Annotated in this window: 19 protein-coding genes; 13 read left to right on the top strand and 6 right to left on the bottom strand. The window is 73.1% G+C overall.

Annotation, left to right across the window (positions count from 1 at the left end; all coding sequences use genetic code 11):
* Nucleotides 1–58 precede the first annotated feature (58 nt).
* From FS793_RS10195 to FS793_RS10185, 3 genes are read left to right on the top strand one after another with little or no spacing between them, the layout of a single operon-like run.
* A complete protein-coding gene (locus FS793_RS10195; RefSeq protein WP_144720360.1) occupies nt 59–793 on the top strand; it encodes a FadR/GntR family transcriptional regulator in 735 nt (244 codons plus the stop codon).
* Entirely contained in the window at nt 790–1449 is a 660-nt protein-coding gene (locus FS793_RS10190; protein WP_144720359.1) for a cache domain-containing protein, read from the top strand. The genes FS793_RS10195 and FS793_RS10190 overlap by 4 nt, the downstream gene beginning before the upstream one ends.
* 55 nt (nt 1450–1504) lie before the next feature.
* Nucleotides 1505–1966, top strand: coding sequence for a hypothetical protein (locus FS793_RS10185; protein ID WP_144720358.1), 462 nt, complete (start codon nt 1505–1507; stop codon nt 1964–1966).
* 4 nt (nt 1967–1970) lie between these two features.
* On the opposite strand, the gene FS793_RS10180 is transcribed toward FS793_RS10185, so the two are convergent.
* The 3 genes from FS793_RS10180 to FS793_RS10170 form a co-directional block, all read right to left on the bottom strand.
* Nucleotides 1971–2552, bottom strand: a complete 582-nt coding sequence (locus FS793_RS10180; protein ID WP_186329438.1) for a GNAT family N-acetyltransferase — start codon at nt 2550–2552, stop codon at nt 1971–1973.
* A gap of 10 nt (nt 2553–2562) precedes the next feature.
* Nucleotides 2563–3942 (bottom strand): adenylosuccinate lyase, encoded by a 1380-nt coding sequence (gene purB / locus FS793_RS10175; protein ID WP_260980110.1) that lies wholly within the window; start codon nt 3940–3942, stop codon nt 2563–2565.
* Between the two features lie 91 nt (nt 3943–4033).
* Entirely contained in the window at nt 4034–4237 is a 204-nt protein-coding gene (locus tag FS793_RS10170; RefSeq protein ID WP_144720355.1) for a hypothetical protein, read from the bottom strand.
* 26 nt (nt 4238–4263) lie between these two features.
* On the opposite strand from FS793_RS10170, the gene FS793_RS10165 reads away from it, so the two are divergent.
* Complete coding sequence (locus FS793_RS10165; RefSeq protein ID WP_144720354.1) at nt 4264–4803, top strand: CGNR zinc finger domain-containing protein; 540 nt, start codon at nt 4264–4266, stop codon at nt 4801–4803.
* 15 nt (nt 4804–4818) lie between these two features.
* Here FS793_RS10165 and FS793_RS10160 read toward each other — a convergent pair whose 3' ends face one another.
* Nucleotides 4819–5337 (bottom strand): low molecular weight protein-tyrosine-phosphatase, encoded by a 519-nt coding sequence (locus tag FS793_RS10160; protein ID WP_186329449.1) that lies wholly within the window; start codon nt 5335–5337, stop codon nt 4819–4821.
* 114 nt (nt 5338–5451) lie between these two features.
* Here FS793_RS10160 and FS793_RS10155 point away from each other — a divergent pair, with 114 nt between their 5' ends.
* Nucleotides 5452–5724, top strand: a complete 273-nt coding sequence (locus FS793_RS10155; protein ID WP_144720353.1) for a hypothetical protein — start codon at nt 5452–5454, stop codon at nt 5722–5724.
* Nucleotides 5721–7202, top strand: a complete 1482-nt coding sequence (locus FS793_RS10150; protein WP_144720352.1) for a hypothetical protein — start codon at nt 5721–5723, stop codon at nt 7200–7202. The genes FS793_RS10155 and FS793_RS10150 overlap by 4 nt, the downstream gene beginning before the upstream one ends.
* A 10-nt stretch (nt 7203–7212) precedes the next feature.
* On the opposite strand, the gene FS793_RS10145 is transcribed toward FS793_RS10150, so the two are convergent.
* Nucleotides 7213–8151 (bottom strand): NADP-dependent oxidoreductase, encoded by a 939-nt coding sequence (locus FS793_RS10145; protein ID WP_313959374.1) that lies wholly within the window; start codon nt 8149–8151, stop codon nt 7213–7215.
* Nucleotides 8152–8221: 70 nt separating this feature from the next.
* A complete protein-coding gene (locus tag FS793_RS10140; protein ID WP_144720351.1) occupies nt 8222–8629 on the bottom strand; it encodes a phage holin family protein in 408 nt (135 codons plus the stop codon).
* Nucleotides 8630–8729: 100 nt separating this feature from the next.
* Here FS793_RS10140 and FS793_RS10135 point away from each other — a divergent pair, with 100 nt between their 5' ends.
* The 7 genes from FS793_RS10135 to FS793_RS10105 all read left to right on the top strand — a co-directional run bounded on the left by FS793_RS10135 (nt 8730) and on the right by FS793_RS10105 (nt 16757).
* On the top strand, nt 8730–9788 hold the full coding sequence (locus FS793_RS10135; protein WP_260980109.1) for a histidinol-phosphate transaminase: 1059 nt from the start codon (nt 8730–8732) through the stop codon (nt 9786–9788).
* Entirely contained in the window at nt 9785–10912 is a 1128-nt protein-coding gene (locus FS793_RS10130; protein ID WP_144720349.1) for a thiamine pyrophosphate-dependent enzyme, read from the top strand. Before FS793_RS10135 ends, FS793_RS10130 begins: the two co-directional genes overlap by 4 nt.
* The gene (locus tag FS793_RS10125; protein WP_260980108.1) at nt 10909–11934 is read left to right on the top strand and encodes an alpha-ketoacid dehydrogenase subunit beta; all 1026 of its coding nucleotides are present in this window, start codon (nt 10909–10911) and stop codon (nt 11932–11934) included. The genes FS793_RS10130 and FS793_RS10125 overlap by 4 nt, the downstream gene beginning before the upstream one ends.
* 7 nt (nt 11935–11941) lie before the next feature.
* Nucleotides 11942–13264 carry a dihydrolipoamide acetyltransferase family protein gene (locus FS793_RS10120; protein WP_440130459.1) on the top strand — a complete coding sequence of 441 codons (1323 nt, stop codon included), beginning with the start codon at nt 11942–11944 and terminating at the stop codon, nt 13262–13264.
* Nucleotides 13265–13349: 85 nt separating this feature from the next.
* A complete protein-coding gene (treF, locus tag FS793_RS10115) occupies nt 13350–14855 on the top strand; it encodes an alpha,alpha-trehalase TreF (RefSeq protein ID WP_144720348.1) in 1506 nt (501 codons plus the stop codon).
* 91 nt (nt 14856–14946) lie between these two features.
* Complete coding sequence (locus FS793_RS10110; protein WP_260980107.1) at nt 14947–15813, top strand: transketolase; 867 nt, start codon at nt 14947–14949, stop codon at nt 15811–15813.
* The gene (locus FS793_RS10105; protein WP_144720347.1) at nt 15810–16757 is read left to right on the top strand and encodes a transketolase family protein; all 948 of its coding nucleotides are present in this window, start codon (nt 15810–15812) and stop codon (nt 16755–16757) included. The genes FS793_RS10110 and FS793_RS10105 overlap by 4 nt, the downstream gene beginning before the upstream one ends.
* The last annotated feature ends 25 nt before the right edge of the window (nt 16758–16782 follow it).

Below are 16782 nucleotides of genomic sequence, written 5' to 3'. Positions count from 1 at the left end.
AAGGTTTGGAAGTCCGCGGTGTTACGGTTGCGTCACGAATCCGAGACGGGGGACCCGGATGGAGCAGCCAGCGACGCTCGCGCGCTCCGCCGTCTTCGCGCCGATCGACGAGGTCGGTCGCGCCGAGGCCGTCACGGCACGGCTCGAGGAGGCGATCGTGCTGGGCATGCTGCATCCCGGCGAGCGCCTCCCCGCGGAGTCGCGCCTCGCCGAGCGCTTCGGCGTCGCGCCCGCGACCGTGCGCGAGGCGCTCGCCGACCTGCGCGACCGTCACCTCGTGACGACGCAGCGCGGCCGCCGCGGCGGCTCGTTCGTGACGATGGACGACGCCGACCGCGTCGAGGCCGTGGAGCGACGCATCCGCGGCCTGTCGAGCGCCGAGCTCGCCGACCTGGGGGTGCACGCCGTCGCGATCGCCGGCACGGGTGCCGTGCTCGCGGCCGAGGAGGCGTCGGCCTTCGAGGCCGATGCCCTCGCGCGCGACCTCGCCGGCATCGACTTCGACGACGAGCTCGCAGCACGCCGCGGCGTCGGCGGCTTCCACCTGCAGGTCGTCGCGCTCAGCCGATCCGTGCGCCTCGTGCGCGAGCAGGTGCGCCTCCAGCACGCCGACGGCCCGCTGCTGTGGGCGTCGCTGCACGAGCCGGACGAGCGCGCGGCAGCGCACGCCGGCGGCGAGCGGCTCGTCGCGGCCATCCGCGACGGCGACGGCGACCGGGCGCGCGCCGAGGTCGAGGCAGCATGCGATCGCGCGGTGCGGTGGCTGCTCGAGGCGAAGCGGAGGCTCGCATGAGCGCAGTGGATGCGGTGCAGCAGGTCGTGGGCGAGGCACAGGCGGTCATCGCGAGGCTGCAGGGATCGCTGGGCGATGCCGCGGTCGCGCTCGACCCGGCGGCGGCCCTCACGGTCGTCGAGCGGGTCATGGGCGCAGAGCTCGCGGCGCGCACCGTCGTCTTCGGCGGCGGCTTCGTCGTCGATCCGCGGCTCGTCGGCCAGCCGCTCATGGCGTGGTGGCAGGCGCTCGGCGTCGCCCGCGACGTGCGCAGGCTCGACGCCGGTGCGACCGACGGCGGCTACGTGCGCTCGTACGAGGACCTCGAGTGGTACCGCGTGCCCGCCGACACCGCCGCGCCGCACATGACCGGCCCCTACGTCGACCTGCTGTGCACCGACCAGGCCACGCTCACGTTCACGGCGCCGCTCGTGGTCGACGGCGCGTTCGCGGGCGTCGTCGGCGCCGACGTCACGGTGCCGGAGTTCGAACGCGCGATCGGCGATGCGCTCCGTGCCGCCGGCGCCGGCGCGCTCGTCGTCACGGACGAGGGCCGCGTCGCGGCCTCCACCGATCCCGGCGTCCTCGTGCAGCGCCGCCTCCGCGCCGACGCGCTCGCCGGCTACGCGCTCGAGCCGGTGCCCGGCACGCAGCTCTCGGTGGCGCTCCCGCGCTGACCGCTTGTGCCCCGATGTCGCGCATGCGACGGTGGAGGGGGCGAGAGGGAACGGGATGAGCACCGACACGCAGCAGGCACCGACCGCGGCGCGGCGGCTGCCGACGCGCCGGCTCGTCGCGACCGGCGTCGTCATGCTCGTCGGCTACTGGTCCGTCGCGCGCGGCTCGATGGTCGGCGCGATCGGGGCGGTCGCGGCCGACGGCTCGTGGCGCGATGGGCAAGGGCAGCCCACGACCGAGGCGCCGCTCACCTACGCGATCGAGCTCGGCCCGTCGCCGCTCATCGTGGTGATCGTGCTCGCGTCGCTCATCCTGGCGTGGGCCACTCGCGAGGTGCGAGGCCGCCTCGCCTGGCTGGCGCCCTCGTGCGAGATGGCCGCGATCGTCGTCCCGGTCCTCGCGGCCATCGCGACGTTCGCGTGGATCCACGGATTCGACCCCGCGTGGACGAGCGAGGTCTCGATCACGGCACCGTGGTGGGCGAGGTCGTCGATCGCGATCGATCACCTGCGCTGAAGGCTCAGCGCTCCTCGCGCAGCACGCCGTACACGAGGGCGTCGTGCACGCCGCCCGACCATCGGCGGGCCTGCCGCATCCGCGCCTCGAGCGTGAAGCCCGCCGCCTCGGCGGCGCGCTGCATGCCGACGTTGCCGGAGTAGGTCGCGAGGTCGAGCCTCAGCGCGTCCGTGACGGCGAAGAGGTGGTCGGTCCACAGCGCGAGGGCCTCGCGGCCGATGCCGCGACCGCGCGCCGCCGAGTCGTAGAGCACGATGCCGATGCGGCGCCAGTCGGTGTCGCGGCTCTCCCAGTACCAGGAGACGCAGCCGAGCACCGCGTCGCTGACGGGGTCGGCGATCGCGAGCGACGCCCGCGGCATCGGCACCTGGTCGGCGGGCATGGCGGCGAGCGCGAGGTAGCCGTCGCGCACGCGCGCCATGTCCTCGGCGCTCGGACGCCCGAAGTAGGGGCCGTTCGTGTCGTGCCACGACGCGCGCGGGTCGAGCAGCGCCCGCAGCGGCTCGGCGTCGCCGAGCGCCCAGTCGCGCAGCACGCAGCGCTCGCCGACGATGCGCAGGCGCTCGGCCCGCTCGCGACCCGTCACGCGCTGCAGGTCACGGCGCGAGGTCGGTGAGCTCGGGCGCCAGGCCGACGTACGTGTGCGGGGTGAGGGCCTTCAGGCGCTCCTTCGCCGCATCCGAGATGTCCAGGCCGTCGACGAACGCCGCGAGCTCGGCCTTGCCGACGCGGTGACCGCGCGTGAGGCCCTTCAGCTGCGCGTACGGATCCTCGATCGACGACGTGCCCGCGAGCACCTCGGCGCGGATGACGGTCTGGATCGCCTCGGCGAGCACCTCCCAGTTGCCGTCGAGGTCGGCGGCGAGGCGCGTCTCGGAGACCGCGATCTCGCCGAGGCCCTTGCGCAGGTTGTCGAGCGCGAGCAGCGAGTGACCGAGCGCGACGCCCACGTTGCGCTGCGTCGACGAGTCGGTGAGGTCGCGCTGCAGGCGGCTCGTCACGAGCGTCGCCGCGAGCGACTCGAGCAGCGCGCTCGCGATCTCGAGGTTCGACTCCGCGTTCTCGAAGCGGATGGGGTTGATCTTGTGCGGCATGGTCGACGAGCCCGTCGCACCCTCGACGGGGATCTGCGTGAAGTAGCCCATCATGATGTACGTCCACACGTCGGTCGCGAGGTTGTGCAGGATGCGGCCCGCATGGCTGATGCGCTGGAACAGCTCCGCCTGCCAGTCGTGGCTCTCGATCTGCGTCGTGAGCGGGTTCCACGTGAGGCCGAGGCCCGCGACGAACTCCTTGGCGAGGTTCGGCCAGTCGGCCTGGGGGTCGGCGACGACGTGCGCCGAGAACGTGCCGGTGGCGCCGGCGAACTTGCCGAGCACCTCGACGTCCTCGATCTGGCCCGCGACGCGCTCGAGGCGCCAGGCGAACACGGCCATCTCCTTGCCGAGCGTCGTCGGGGTCGCCGGCTGGCCGTGCGTGTGGGCGAGCATGGGCAGGTCGCGGTGCTCGACGGCCAGGCCCGACAGGCGGCCGATCACCTCGCGCAGCGCGGGCATCCACACCTCGTGCACCGCGTCGCGGATCGTGAGCGCGTACGAGAGGTTGTTGACGTCCTCGCTGGTGCAGGCGATGTGCGTCGCCTCGGCGAGGGCGTCGAGGCCCTGGGTGTGCAGGCGGTCGCGCACGAGGTACTCGACGGCCTTCACGTCGTGGCGGGTCACGGCCTCCTTGGCGGCGAGCCAGTCGATCTCGGCCTGGCCGAAGCCCGCTGCCCACTCGCGCAGGGAGGCGGCATCCGCCTCGCCGATCGCGGGCGTCGAGAAGAGGCCGCGCTCGGCGCAGAAGATCAGCCACTCGACCTCGACGTGCACGCGGGCCCGGTTGAGCGCCGCCTCCGACAGGTGCTCGCCGATCGCGCCGACCTGGGTGCGGTAGCGGCCGTCGAGCGGGGAGACGGGCTGCGGGGGAAGCGTCATGACGTCCTGTCGGTGGGGATGCTCGTCGCGCTCGCGCGCGCGGACGTGCTCCATCATCCCACCGAGGTCGTCGATGCCGCGAGGCGAGGCGTCAGCGGCCGACGACGGCGCTCGCCGGCTCGGGCGGCCCGATCGGTGCGCGCTCGACGTCGACGCGGCGGCTGCCGCACGCGGTGCAGCGCACGTAGCGCACGATGCCCTCGCTCGTCACGTGCCGCGACTCGGTCGCCCAGCCGTGCTCGTGCACGGCGATCGGGCGGGTCTGCGGATGCTGCTCGAGGGTGCTGGAGGCCATGGCTCCGAGCGTGGTGTAATGCCGTTGTGCAACTCAACCCTTACGGCGAGTACGCGGTGCAGCTCGCGGCATCGCTCGCCAACGACTGGCCGGCCGACCGCGACGGCATCGTCGCCCGCACGTACGAGCACGGCATGACCGCCGTCTACGCACCCGCGGCATCCACCGACCACGCCAGCACCCGCGAGGTCGTCGACGCGTGGCTCGCCGTCGTCGACGCACCGACGCCCGACGCGCGCGCCGCGCTGCTCAACGCCCAGATGGCGGCCGCGACCGCCTACCCGCGGCTCACCGACCACGACGGCGACTGGCACCTGCACTACCGCGACGACGACCAGCGACTGCCGCAGGTGCTGCGCGCCGTGATCGCGGTCGGCACCGCGCTGCACGTGACCACGCGCGGCATGCATCGGCTCGCACGGTGCGCCGCCGGGCTCGCGCCCGGCGACCACTGCGCGAACGTCGTGGTCGACGTCACCCGCAACGGGCGGCAGCGCTACTGCTCGGTGCGCTGCGCGAACCGGGACGGCGTGCGCAGGCATCGGGCGCGCGGTCGCGCGAGCTGATCGCGTCGTGCGGGCTCAGCCGCGGCGCGATGCCGCGAGCACCGGGTGGATCTGGCGGAACAGGCGGCGGCAGGCCGACTCGATCTGCGCGAGCACCGCATCGAACGTCTCGGGCTCGGAGTAGTACGGATCCGGCACGTCGAGCGTCGGCGGGTCGGGCTCGAACGCCATGAGCAGGCGCACCTTCGAGCGCGCCTCGTCGTCGCGCGCGAGCTGCTTCAGCACGCGCTCCTGGCCGCGGTCGAGCGCGATCACGAGGTCGAAGCCGTCGAACCACTTGCGCGTGAAGTGCTTCGCGCGGTGGTCGGATGCGGGATACCCCGAGCGCTCGAGCGCCGCGATCGTGCGCTCGTCGGCCGTCTCGCCCACGTGGTAGTCGCTGACGCCCGCGCTCGTGACCAGCACGCGATCGGCGACGCCGTGCTCGTCGGCGAGCCGCCGCAGCACCGCGGATGCCATGGGCGATCGGCAGATGTTGCCGGTGCACACGAAGCAGATGCGGAACCGCGACGCGTCGAGGAACGCGCGGTCCATGGTCACGAGCACATCATGGCAAGGATCCTCCACAGACGGGAGTGCGCGGCATCCATCCACAGGCGGCATGCAGGCGGGGTCGTCTCGCGGGTGGCGCGGTGCAGGGTGCCTGCCATGCAGATCCCGCTGATGCCCGACGACGATCCGACGATCGCGATCGTGCGCGCCGCTGCACGGGCGTCGCTGCTCGACCTGCGCGGCGACCTCGTCGCGGCCCGCAGCGCCACGCTCGCCGCCGTCGCCGACGTGCCCTCGACCACCCTCGACTGGTTCGGCCCCGCCTCGCAGTCGCTGCGCGACGCGCTGCGTCGCCTGGGCGTCGGGGTCGAGGGCATCCACGCCGATCTCGATCAGGCGGTGCCGCTGCTCGATCGAGCGATCCCGTGAGCGTCGTCGGCTGGAGCCCGGATGCCGCGGCCGTCGTGCGCTCGGGGCTCGCGGATGCGCGCGACGAGCTCGAGCGTGCGCAGTCGCGACTGCGCACGCGCACCTGGCCGAGCGCCGCCGCGCTGTCGGCGGACGACGCCGCGGTCGTCGCCGGCGTGCAGGCGCTCGCCGACGACGCGGAGGTCGCGTGCGGGCTCGCGATCGCCGACCTCGATCGGCTCGGACTCGCCGTCGACCTCGCAGGCTGGAGCTACCAGACCACCGACGCCGTCGTGCGCGGCGCCGTCGACTGGGCGGCCGACCGGCTGTCGGTCGGGCTCGGCGTCGCGACGCGCGCCTTCGTGACCGCCGCGGTCGGCGGCGTCGGCATCGCCGCGGTCGGCGCAGGCATGCTGCTCATGCCGCTGCTGGCACTCGCGGCGCGGAATCCCCACGTGCTCTCGATGGCCGGCGCCGCGGTCGACGCGGCAGGCAGGCTCGCAGCACCCCTGCTGCACGGGCTGCAGGCGCTCGTGCAGCAGCACGGGGCCGACCTGCTGAACCATCCCGCGTTCGTCGACGCAGTGCGCCTCGCGATGGCGCAGCTCGACGACGTCGGCGCGGGGTTCGCGCTGCTGCCCGGATCGCTCGTCGACGACGACCGGGCGCTCGGCGCCGGCGCGATGGTCGCGACGGTGCTCGGCCTCCTGCTCACCGGCCATCCGCCCCGTCTGCCCGGGTCCACGCCCGTCGCCATCGAGCGCGGGGCGACGGGCGCCGCGCCCGGCCAGGCGCCCGTCGCGTCGTACTCGGACGCGTTCGCCCGCATCCAGTCGATGCAGTCGAACGTCGAGATCGACCGCTACGAGCTCGCCGACGGCACCGTCGTGGTGCAGGTGTTCGCGGGCGGCACCGAGTCGTTCGCGTTCGACGATCCCGACACCGCCTACGACATGACCTCGAACGTCGAGAACGCGATGAACGTCGCCGGCGGCGACACGTTCGGCAGCGCCGACGCCGTGCTGCAGGCGATGGAGGCGGCGGGCGTCGCCGACGGCGACGTCGTGCAGATGTTCGGCTACTCGCAGGGCGGCGCGGCCGTGGCGGGTGCTGCGCTCGGTGCCGGCGTGCGCGTGCAGTCGGTCGTGACCTTCGCCGGTCCCGTCGGTGCCATGGCGGTGCCGGAGGGCACGACGGCCGTCGCGGTGCAGAACGACTCCGACGTCGTCGCCGCACTGGGCGGACCGCACGTCGACGACCGGCTCGTGCTCGAGGGATCCCCCGACCTCGATGCCATCGAGACCCGGCGCTACGACGACGCCGGGCAGCCGCTCTCCGACCTGATGGTCGGCGGCCACTACCCCGAGGCCTACTGGGCGACCGCGCAGCAGCTCGACGCGCTCGGCGACGACGTCGTCGACGCCGTCTGGGCGCCCGTCGAGGGCGCGCAGGTCGGGCCGGTCGAGCTGGAGTCGGCCGGCTGGGACGTGCAGCGGTGAGCCGCCCGGCTCAGTCGGCGACGTGGATGACGAGCTTGCCGCGCGTCGTGCCCGACATGCTCTGCTCGAAGGCGCCCGCGACGTCGGCGAGCGGGAACGTTCCCGCGATCTCGACGTCGAGCTCGCCGTCGGCGACGCGCTGCGCGAGGGCCTCGAGCCGCGGACCGTCGGGGCGCACCCACACCCAGCGGCCGCCGTGCTCGCCCGCGGCATGGTCGGCGATCGACGCGTGCTGCCCGCCCTCGGCGAGCACCGCCAGGGTCTGCTCCATGACGCCGCCCACGAGGTCGACGACGGCGTCGACGCCCTCGGGCGCGAGCGCACGCACGGCGTCGACGAGGCCGTCGCCGTACGCGACGGGCTCGGCACCCAGCGCACGCAGGCGATCGTGGCCCGACGGCGAGGCCGTGCCGATCACGCGGGCGCCGCGCAGCCGTGCGAGCTGCACCGCGAGCGTGCCGACGCCACCTGAGGCGGCGTGCACGAGCACCGTGCTGCCGCGGCTCACGCCCGCGGCGTCGAGCACGCGCTCGGCCGTGAGGCCCGCGAGCGGCAGCGCGCCCGCCGCATCCCACGACAGCGCAGCGGGCTTGCGGGCGACGTCGACGACGCGCACGGTCACGAGCTCGGCGAACGTGCCCTGCTGCACCCAGTCCTTGCGCGCGTACGACAGCACCTCGTCGCCGACCTCGAGCTCGGGCACGTCGGGCCCGAGCGCATCGACGACGCCCGCGACGTCCCAGCCCGGCACGATCGGCAGCACGTGGGGCATGAGGCCTCGCAGCCCGCCCGACAGCACCTTCCAGTCCACGGGGTTCACGCCGGCGCGCCGCACGCGGATGCGCACCTCGCCCGGCCCCGGCGTCGGCGCCGCGACCTCGCGCAGCGCGAGCCGCTCGGGGCCGCCGAACTCGTCGTACACGACCGCCTGCATCGTCTGCTCGCTCATGCATCGATCCAACGACGCGAGCGGGCGCGCATTCCAGCCCTTGCCCTCAGCGGGCGCGGGCCGCGATCGCTCACTCGCGGTCGCGAGCACGCTCCTTGCGCCACAGCGGCCGCGTGATCACCGTGACGAGCCACGTGCCGAACGAGATGAGGATCGCGCTGAGGAAGCCCCACCAGAAGCCGTCGAGCCGCAGGCCGAAGCCGGCTGCCTCCGAGAGCCAGTGCACGCACATGAGCAGCAGCGCGTTGACGAAGAGCGCCGCGATGCCGAGCGTCAGCAGGTAGATGGGGAACGCGACGATGCGGATGACGTTGCCGATCGTGGCGTTGATGACGCCGAAGACGAGGGCGACGAGCAGCAGCGTGCCGACCTCGGGCCCGGTGCCCTCGGCCCAGGGCACGATGTGGATGCCGGGCACGATGAGCGTGACGACCCAGATCGACAGGGCAGTGCCCGCGATTCGCAGCAGGAAGCGCATGCGCACATCATCGCATCCACGCCCTGCATCCCGGCGGCGGATGTGCCCGGATGGATGCATCCATGCCCCGACGGACGCCCCTTCGCCCTAGCCTGGGATGGTGCCAGTACGACTGCGTGACGCGATCCAGGCCATCCCCGCATACAAGCAGGGCAGGCCCGCTCCCGAGGGTGGATTCAAGCTCTCGAGCAACGAGAACCCCTTCCCGCCGCTGCCCTCGGTGGTCGACGCCATCGTCGAGCAGGCCGCCACGGTGAACCGGTATCCGGCCGCCGGCGCGCCCTCGCTCGTCGCCGCACTCGCGGCGAAGCACGGCGTCGCGCCCGAGCGCATCATGGTCTCCGACGGCTCCGTCTCGGGCATCATGCAGCTCGTCACGGCCGTCGCCGGTCCGGGCGACGAGGTCGTCTTCGCATGGCGCTCGTTCGAGGCGTATCCGCTGCTCGTGCAGGTCGCGGGTGCGACGCCCATCATGGTGCCGCTCACGCCCACCGCCGAGCACGACCTCGACGCCATGGCCGCCGCGATCACCGAGCGCACGCGCGCCGTGTTCGTGTGCAGCCCCAACAACCCCACGGGCCCGATCGTCACCCAGGAGCAGTGGGACGCGTTCATCGCGAAGGTGCCCTCCGACGTGCTCGTGATGCTCGACGAGGCCTACATCGAGTTCGTGCAGGTGCCGGTGGTCGACGGCCTCGCCGCCCAGGCCGCGCACGACAACGTCGTGATCCTCCGCACCTTCTCGAAGGCGTACGGCCTCGCCGGCCTGCGCGTCGGCTACGCCATCGGCGATCCGACGATCATCGGCGCCGCGACGATCTCGGGGATCCCGCTGTCGGTCACGGGTCTCGCGACGCAGGCTGCGCTCGCGAGCATCGCGGCGGAGGGCGAGCTCTTCGCCCGCGTCGAGCAGCTCGCCGCCGACCGCGACGCCCTGCAGCAGCGCCTCGCCGACGCCGGCACGCCCGTGCCCGAGGCGCACGGCAACTTCGTCTGGGTCGCAGCCCGTCCCGACCAGGCGGAGGCGATCGCCGAGATCCTCGACGACGTGGCGATCGTCGCGCGCCAGTTCCCCGACGGCGTGCGCATCACGGTCGCCGAGCGCGAGGCGCACGACGGCATCGTCGATGCCGTGCGCCGCATCCGGGAGCTCGCATGACGGTGGCCGTCACCGACCTCGACGAGCCGCTGCGGCTCCTCGACGCCGAGGGCGCGCTGGTGCTGAGCGCCGCGACCGAGCGCTGGCACGCGCTGGCCGACGAGCTGACGCTCGACGACCGCATCGCGATGCACCGCGCCATGGTCGAGACCCGCGCCGTCGACATGGAGGCGCGCAACCTGCAGCGCCAGGGCCGACTGGGCCTGTGGGTGCCGTCGGTCGGCCAGGAGGGCGGCCAGGTCGGCATGGCCTTCGCGATGCGCGACCAGGACACCGTCTTCCCGTCGTATCGCGAGCATGTCATCGCGCACGTGCGCGGCGTCGAGTGGATGCAGATCATCGACGTGTTCCGCGGCGCACGGCACGGCGGCTGGAACCCGGACGAGACCCGAGGCTGCCGCATCTACTCGCTCGTCATCGCGACGCAGGCGCTGCACGCGACGGGCTACGCCATGGGGGCGACCATGGACGGCAAGGTCGGCTCCGGCGACGTCGCCAGCGACGAGGCCGTGCTGGTCTGCTACGGCGACGGCGCCTCGAGCCAGGGCGACGCCTCCGAGGGCCTCGTGTTCTCGAAGACGTACGACGCGCCGCTCGTCACCTACATGCAGGACAACAAGTGGGCGATCTCGGTGCCGTCGAGCACGCAGTCGCGCACGCCGCTGCACCTGCGCGCGGCCGGGTTCGGCCACCGCGCGCACTGGATCGACGGCAACGACCCGCTCATCGCCTTCGCCGTCGGCCGCGCCGAGCTCGACGCCGCGCGCGGCGGCGAGGGCCCCGGCTACATCGCCGCCGACACGTACCGCATGGGCGCGCACACGACGAGCGACGACCCGACGCGCTACCGCTCGAGCGACGAGGAGGCGGCGTGGCAGCGCCGCGATCCCATCGCCCGCCTCGCCGCGCATCTGCGCGCGCAGGGCGTCGAGGATGCGCTGCTGCAGTCGATCGACGAGGAGGCGGCCGACACCGCGGCCGACGTGCGTCGCCGCACGCTCTCGGCCGGCAGCCCGCCCAGCGACGTGATCTTCGACCACGTCTACACCGACCCGCACGCGCCGCTCGCCGAGCAGAAGCTCGCGCTCGCGGAGTTCGAGGCATCGTTCGGAGGCGACGCATGACCGACGCAGCCACCACCGAGACCGCGCCGACATCCGCGCCCTCCGGCACCGTGACGATGCCCATCGCGAAGGCCCTGAACGCGGGCATGCGCGCCGCGATGGCCGCCGACGAGCGCATCCTGCTGCTGGGCGAGGACATCGGCCCCCTCGGCGGCGTATTCCGCGTCACCGACGGCCTGCAGGCCGAGTTCGGCGCGAAGCGCGTGCTCGACACCCCGCTCGCCGAGTCGGGCATCGTCGGCTCGGCCATCGGCCTCGCGATGCGCGGCTACCGCTCGATCTGCGAGATCCAGTTCGACGGCTTCGTCTACCCGGCGTTCGACCAGATCACCTCGCAGCTCGCGAAGCTCACCTCGCGGCACGCGGGCACCGTCTCGTTCCCCGTCGTCATCCGCATCCCGTACGGCGGGCACATCGGCGCCGTCGAGCACCACCAGGAGAGCCCCGAGGCGTACTTCGCGCACACCTCGGGCCTGCGCGTGGTGTCGCCGTCGACGGCGAACGACGCGTACTGGATGATCCAGCAGGCGATCCAGGGCAACGATCCCGTGATCTTCCTCGAGCCGAAGGCGAAGTACTGGGCGAAGGGCGAGGTCGACCTGTCGGCGCCGCCCGGGCCGCTGCACCGCTCGGTCGTGGCCCGCCCCGGCACCGACGTGACGCTCGTGGGCCACGGCGCCATGGTGCACGTGCTGCTGCAGGCGGCGCAGATCGCCGAGGGCGAGGGCACGTCGTGCGAGGTCATCGACCTGCGCTCGCTGTCGCCCATCGACTTCGGGCCCATCGTCGAGTCCGCGCAGCGCACGGGCCGCGTCGTCGTGGCGCAGGAGGCGCCCGGCCACGTGTCGGTGGGCTCCGAGGTGGCGGCGACGATCCACGAGCGCGCGTTCTACTCGCTCGAGGCGCCCGTGCTGCGCGTCTCGGGCTTCGACGCCCCGTTCCCGCCGGCCGCGCTCGAGGCCGTGTACCTGCCGGACGCCGACCGCGTGCTCGACGCCGTCGATCGCGTGCTGGCCTACTGATGGAGGCATGATGCAGGAGTTCCGACTGCCGGATCCCGGCGAGGGCCTCACCGAGGCCGAGATCGTCGCGTGGAAGGTCGCCGTAGGCGACGAGGTCGCCGTCAACGACGTCATCCTCGAGATCGAGACCGCGAAGTCGCTCGTCGAGCTGCCGAGCCCGTTCGCCGGCCGCGTCGAGGCGCTGCTCGCCGAGCCCGGCGACACCGTCGAGGTGGGCTCGCCCATCATCCGCATCGCCGACGGGGCGGAGGCGGCGCCCGAGCCCGTCGACCCCTCGGCGATCGAGACGAGCGAGGCCGTCGCCGACGTGCAGGCCTCGATCACGCACGACGAGCCCGGCGCCGTGCTCGTCGGCTACGGCGTGCGCGGCGACGCGCAGACCCGGCGTCGCAAGCCGCGCACCGTCGAGCAGCCGCCCGTGCGCACCGAGCCCGCGCGCCCGGCATCCGTGCCCGCCGCATCCGCGGTGCCCACGATCGCGAAGCCGCCGATCCGCAAGCTCGCACGCGACCTGGGCGTCGACCTCGCGTCGGTCGTCGGCACGGGCCTCGCGGGCGAGGTCACGCGCGACGACGTCGTGCGCGCCGCCGAGCAGCCGAGCGTCTTCAAGAACCTCGAGACGCCGGCCGCGTGGTCGGGGGATCGCGAGGAGCGCATCCCCGTGAAGGGCGTGCGCAAGGCGATCGCGCAGGCGATGGTCGACTCGGCGTACTCGGCCCCGCACGTGAGCGTGTTCGTCGACGTGGATGCGACGCGCACGATGGAGTTCGTCGCACGGCTCAAGCAGTCGACGGACTTCGCAGGCGTCAAGGTCTCGCCGCTGCTCATCATGGCTCGCGCCGTGCTGTGGGCTGCGCGCCGCAACCCGAACGTGAACTCGACGTTCACGGGCGACGAGCTCGTCGTGCACCACTACGTGAACCTCGGCATCGCGGCGGCGACGCCGCGCGGCCTGCTGGTGCCGAACGTCAAGGACGCGCAGGACATGAGCCTGCTCGAGCTCGCGAAGGCGCTCGAGCACCTCACGCTCACCGCCCGCGACGGACGCACGCAGCCCTCCGACCTCGCGCGCGGCACCATCACGATCACGAACATCGGCGTGTTCGGCATGGACACGGGCACGCCCATCCTCAACCCGGGCGAGACGGGCATCATCGCGCTCGGCACGATCAAGCAGAAGCCGTGGGTCGTCGACGGCGAGGTGCGCCCGCGCTTCGTGACGACCGTCGGCGGCTCGTTCGACCATCGCGCGATCGACGGCGACGTCGTCTCGCGCTTCGTGGCCGACGTCGCGTCGATCCTCGAGGAGCCGGCGCTGCTGCTCGACTGACGGGACTCGTCGTGGGGCGCGTCAAGCGGCCCGATGCACGTGCGGCGTCCTGCTTGACTGGGGTGACGCCGACCCAGGGGAGCCGATGGCCGCCGACACCCTCACGCCCGCCGAGCGCTACCAGGAGCTCTTCCTCGCCGTCCAGGAGGGCGAGGTCTTCGACGACTCGAAGACCTTCGTCGACTGCGTGCCGCGCGACGATCCCGAGCAGATCCTGCGCGCGTACCGTCGCGAGCGGCACCGGGAGGGCTTCGACCTCGCGGTCTTCGTCGGCGAGCACTTCGACGAGCCCCGCCCCGGGCACAGCGGCTTCCACCCCCGTGCGTCCGACGACCTCGCGACGCACATCGATCGACTGTGGGATCCGCTGACCCACAGCGCGTCGCCGAGGCTCATGGGCTCGCTCATCGACGTGCCGACGCCCTACCCGGTGCCGGGCGGGCGATTCCGCGAGCTGTACTACTGGGACACCTACTTCTCGATGCTCGGGCTCGCCGCGAGCGGGCGGACGGAGTCGGTGCGCGACGCGGTGCAGGCGATCGCGTCGCTCATCGATCGCTACGGCCTCATGCCCAACGGCAATCGCACGTACTACCTGAGCCGCTCGCAGCCGCCGATGCTCGCGTGCATGGTCGAGCTCGCCGAGGCGTGCGGGGCGATCGACGGCAGGGATCTGCTGCACGCGCTGCGACGTGAGCACGCGTACTGGGTCGACGGCGCCCATGCGCTGCGACCCGGGGAGGCGCATCGGTCGTCGGTCGCGATGCCCGACGGCGCGGTGCTGCAGCGGTACTGGGACGATCGGGACTCGCCGCGCGAGGAGTCGTACCGCGAGGACGTCGCGACCGCCGCCGCATCCGACCGCCCCGCGCACGAGGTGTATCGCGACCTGCGCGCGGGCGCGGCGTCGGGCTGGGACTTCTCGTCGCGGTGGAACGAGGTGCCGGACGACCTCTCGACCATCCGCACGACGCAGATCGTGCCCGTCGACCTCAACGCGCTGCTCGTCGTGCTCGAGCGGCTCGTGGCGCGGCTCAGCGAGGCGGATGGCGACCACGAGTCCGCCGAGCGGTTCGCAGCCGCGGCCGCGGATCGATGCGCGGCGATCGATCGCTGGCTGTGGGACGACGAGGCGGGTGCGTACCTCGACCACGACCTGCGCACCGGCGCGCCGCGTCGGTCGATCGTCGGCGCCTGCGTCGTGCCGCTCTTCGCCGGCTGCGCGAGCGACGAGCAGGCGCGACGCACCGAGGAGGCCGTGCGCGCCAGGCTGCTCCGTAGCGGCGGCATCGGCACGAGCGAGCACGAGACGGGCGACCAGTGGGACCGGCCGAACGGCTGGGCGCCGCTGCAGTGGCTCGCGATCGAAGGGTTCCGTCGCCACGACCTGCCGCTGGGCGACGAGATCGCCGAGCGCTGGCTCGCGACGGTGCAGGGGGTGTTCGACCGCGAGCACAAGCTGATCGAGAAGTACGAGATCGACGGCGACGACGGCATCGGCGGCGGCGGGGAGTACGAGCTGCAGGACGGCTTCGGCTGGTCGAACGGCGTGACGGCGGCGCTGCTGCACGGGTGGCGCCCCGGCGACTGATGCGCGCCGTCGCCCACGCCGCCGTGGACTACTTGCATGCACTTGCATATACTGGGCTAGACAACCACGTCCAGCACAGCGAGGTGCCGAAGTGACCGAAGCCGACGTCCGCACGCCCGTGCGCAGCGCGCATCCCGATCTCGAGCTCGCCGCGGCACGGGCGCGCCGCAACGTGCTGCGCATGTTCGAGTCGACGCCCGCCGGCCATCTCGGCGGCGCGATGTCGGCGATCGACATCGTCACGGCGCTCTACGGTCGCGTGCTGCGCATCGACCCCGCGAACCCGCACGACCCCGCACGCGACCGCTTCCTGCTCTCCGCCGGCCACAAGGCGATGTGCCAGTACGCCGTGCTCGCCGACCGCGGCTTCTTCGACGCGAGCATCCTCGACACCTACGGCAGGCTCGACACCCCGCTCGGCGGGCATCCCGACATGCACAAGCTCACGGGCGTCGAGGCCAACACGGGTGCGCTGGGCCACGGCCTCGCGATCGCGGCCGGCATCGCGATGGGCGCGCGGATGCAGGGGCTGCCGACGCGGGTGTGGACGCTGCTCGGCGACGGCGAGCTGCCCGAGGGCTCGAACTGGGAGGCGGCGGCCATCGCGGCGCACCACGGGCTCGACGGCCTCACGGCCATCGTCGACGTCAACGGCATGCAGATCTCGGGCACGACGGCCGAGGTCATGGACATGGAGCCGATCGTCGACAAGCTCGTCGCCTTCGGCTGGGAGGTGCAGGAGGTCGACGGGCACGACCTCGACGAGCTCGTGCCGGCACTGCAGGCGCGCTCCGACCGGCCCCGGGCCATCGTGGCCCACACGATCAAGGGCCTCGGCGTGCGCTCCGTGCAGGGCACGGTCGCCGCCCACTACTGGAAGCCGACGCCCGAGGAGCTCGGCCGGGCGGTCGCCGATGCCGACGCCGACGTCGCATCCCTCTCGGAGGTGCTCGCATGACGACGCTGCACGACCCCAGGACCACGTTCGGCGCCGCCGTCACCGCGCTCGCCGAGCAGGACGAGCGCATCGTCGTGCTCTCGGCCGACAGCGGCAAGAGCTCGGGCTTCGGCGACTTCCGCGCCCGGCATCCCGAGCGCTACGTCGAGACGGGCATCGCCGAGCACGGGGCGACAGGCGTCGCGGCCGGCCTCGCCACGACGGGCCTCAAGCCCGTCTTCTGCGCCATCGCCGCGTTCGTGACGTGCCGCTCGTTCGAGGCGTTCCGCAACGACGTCGGCTACATGCGGCAGGACGTGAAGGTCGTGGGCCGCAACGGCGGCTTCACCTACTCGGACCTCGGCCCCACGCACCACTCGCTCGAGGACTACGCGATCATCGGCACCATCCCGGGCGTCGTCGTGCTCGCACCGCTCGACGCCGGCCAGATCGTCGATGCGTCGGCCGCGATGCTCGAGCACGAGGGGCCGGTCTACATGCGCATCGGCGCGAGCCCCCTCGGCGACCTCGTGCCGCGCGGCTCGTTCGAGATCGGGCGAGCCTACCCGCTGCGGTCGGGCGAGGCGATGACGGTCGTGACGACGGGCTACATCGCGGCCGAGGTCGTCGCGGCCGTGGATGCGCTGCGCGAGGAGGGCATCGAGATCGACCTCATCGGCATGCCCACGGTGTCCCCGCTCGACGCCGCAGCGGTGCTCGAGAGCGTGCGCCGCACCGGCCACGTCGTGACGGTCGAGGAGCACTACCCGACGGGCGGGCTCGGCGCACGCGTCGCCGAGGTCGTCGCCGCCGAGGCTGCCGGCCGCGTCGACATCGTCGCCGTGCCGCACGTGCACATCGGCTACGGCCCGTACGCCGAGCTGCTCGCGAAGCACGGCCTCGACGCCGCAGGCCTCACGACGCGGCTCCGCGCGCTGCACGAGGCGGCGCCCCCCGACGCTTGACGCATCGCGTCGCGCACCACTACCG

Origin of the sequence: Agrococcus jejuensis, assembly GCF_007679035.1 — a bacterium.
Classification (GTDB): Bacteria; Actinomycetota; Actinomycetes; order Actinomycetales; family Microbacteriaceae; genus Agrococcus; species Agrococcus jejuensis_A.
Note: the sequence above shows the minus strand (reverse complement) of the source record. Positions and strands in the feature narration are given on the sequence as shown.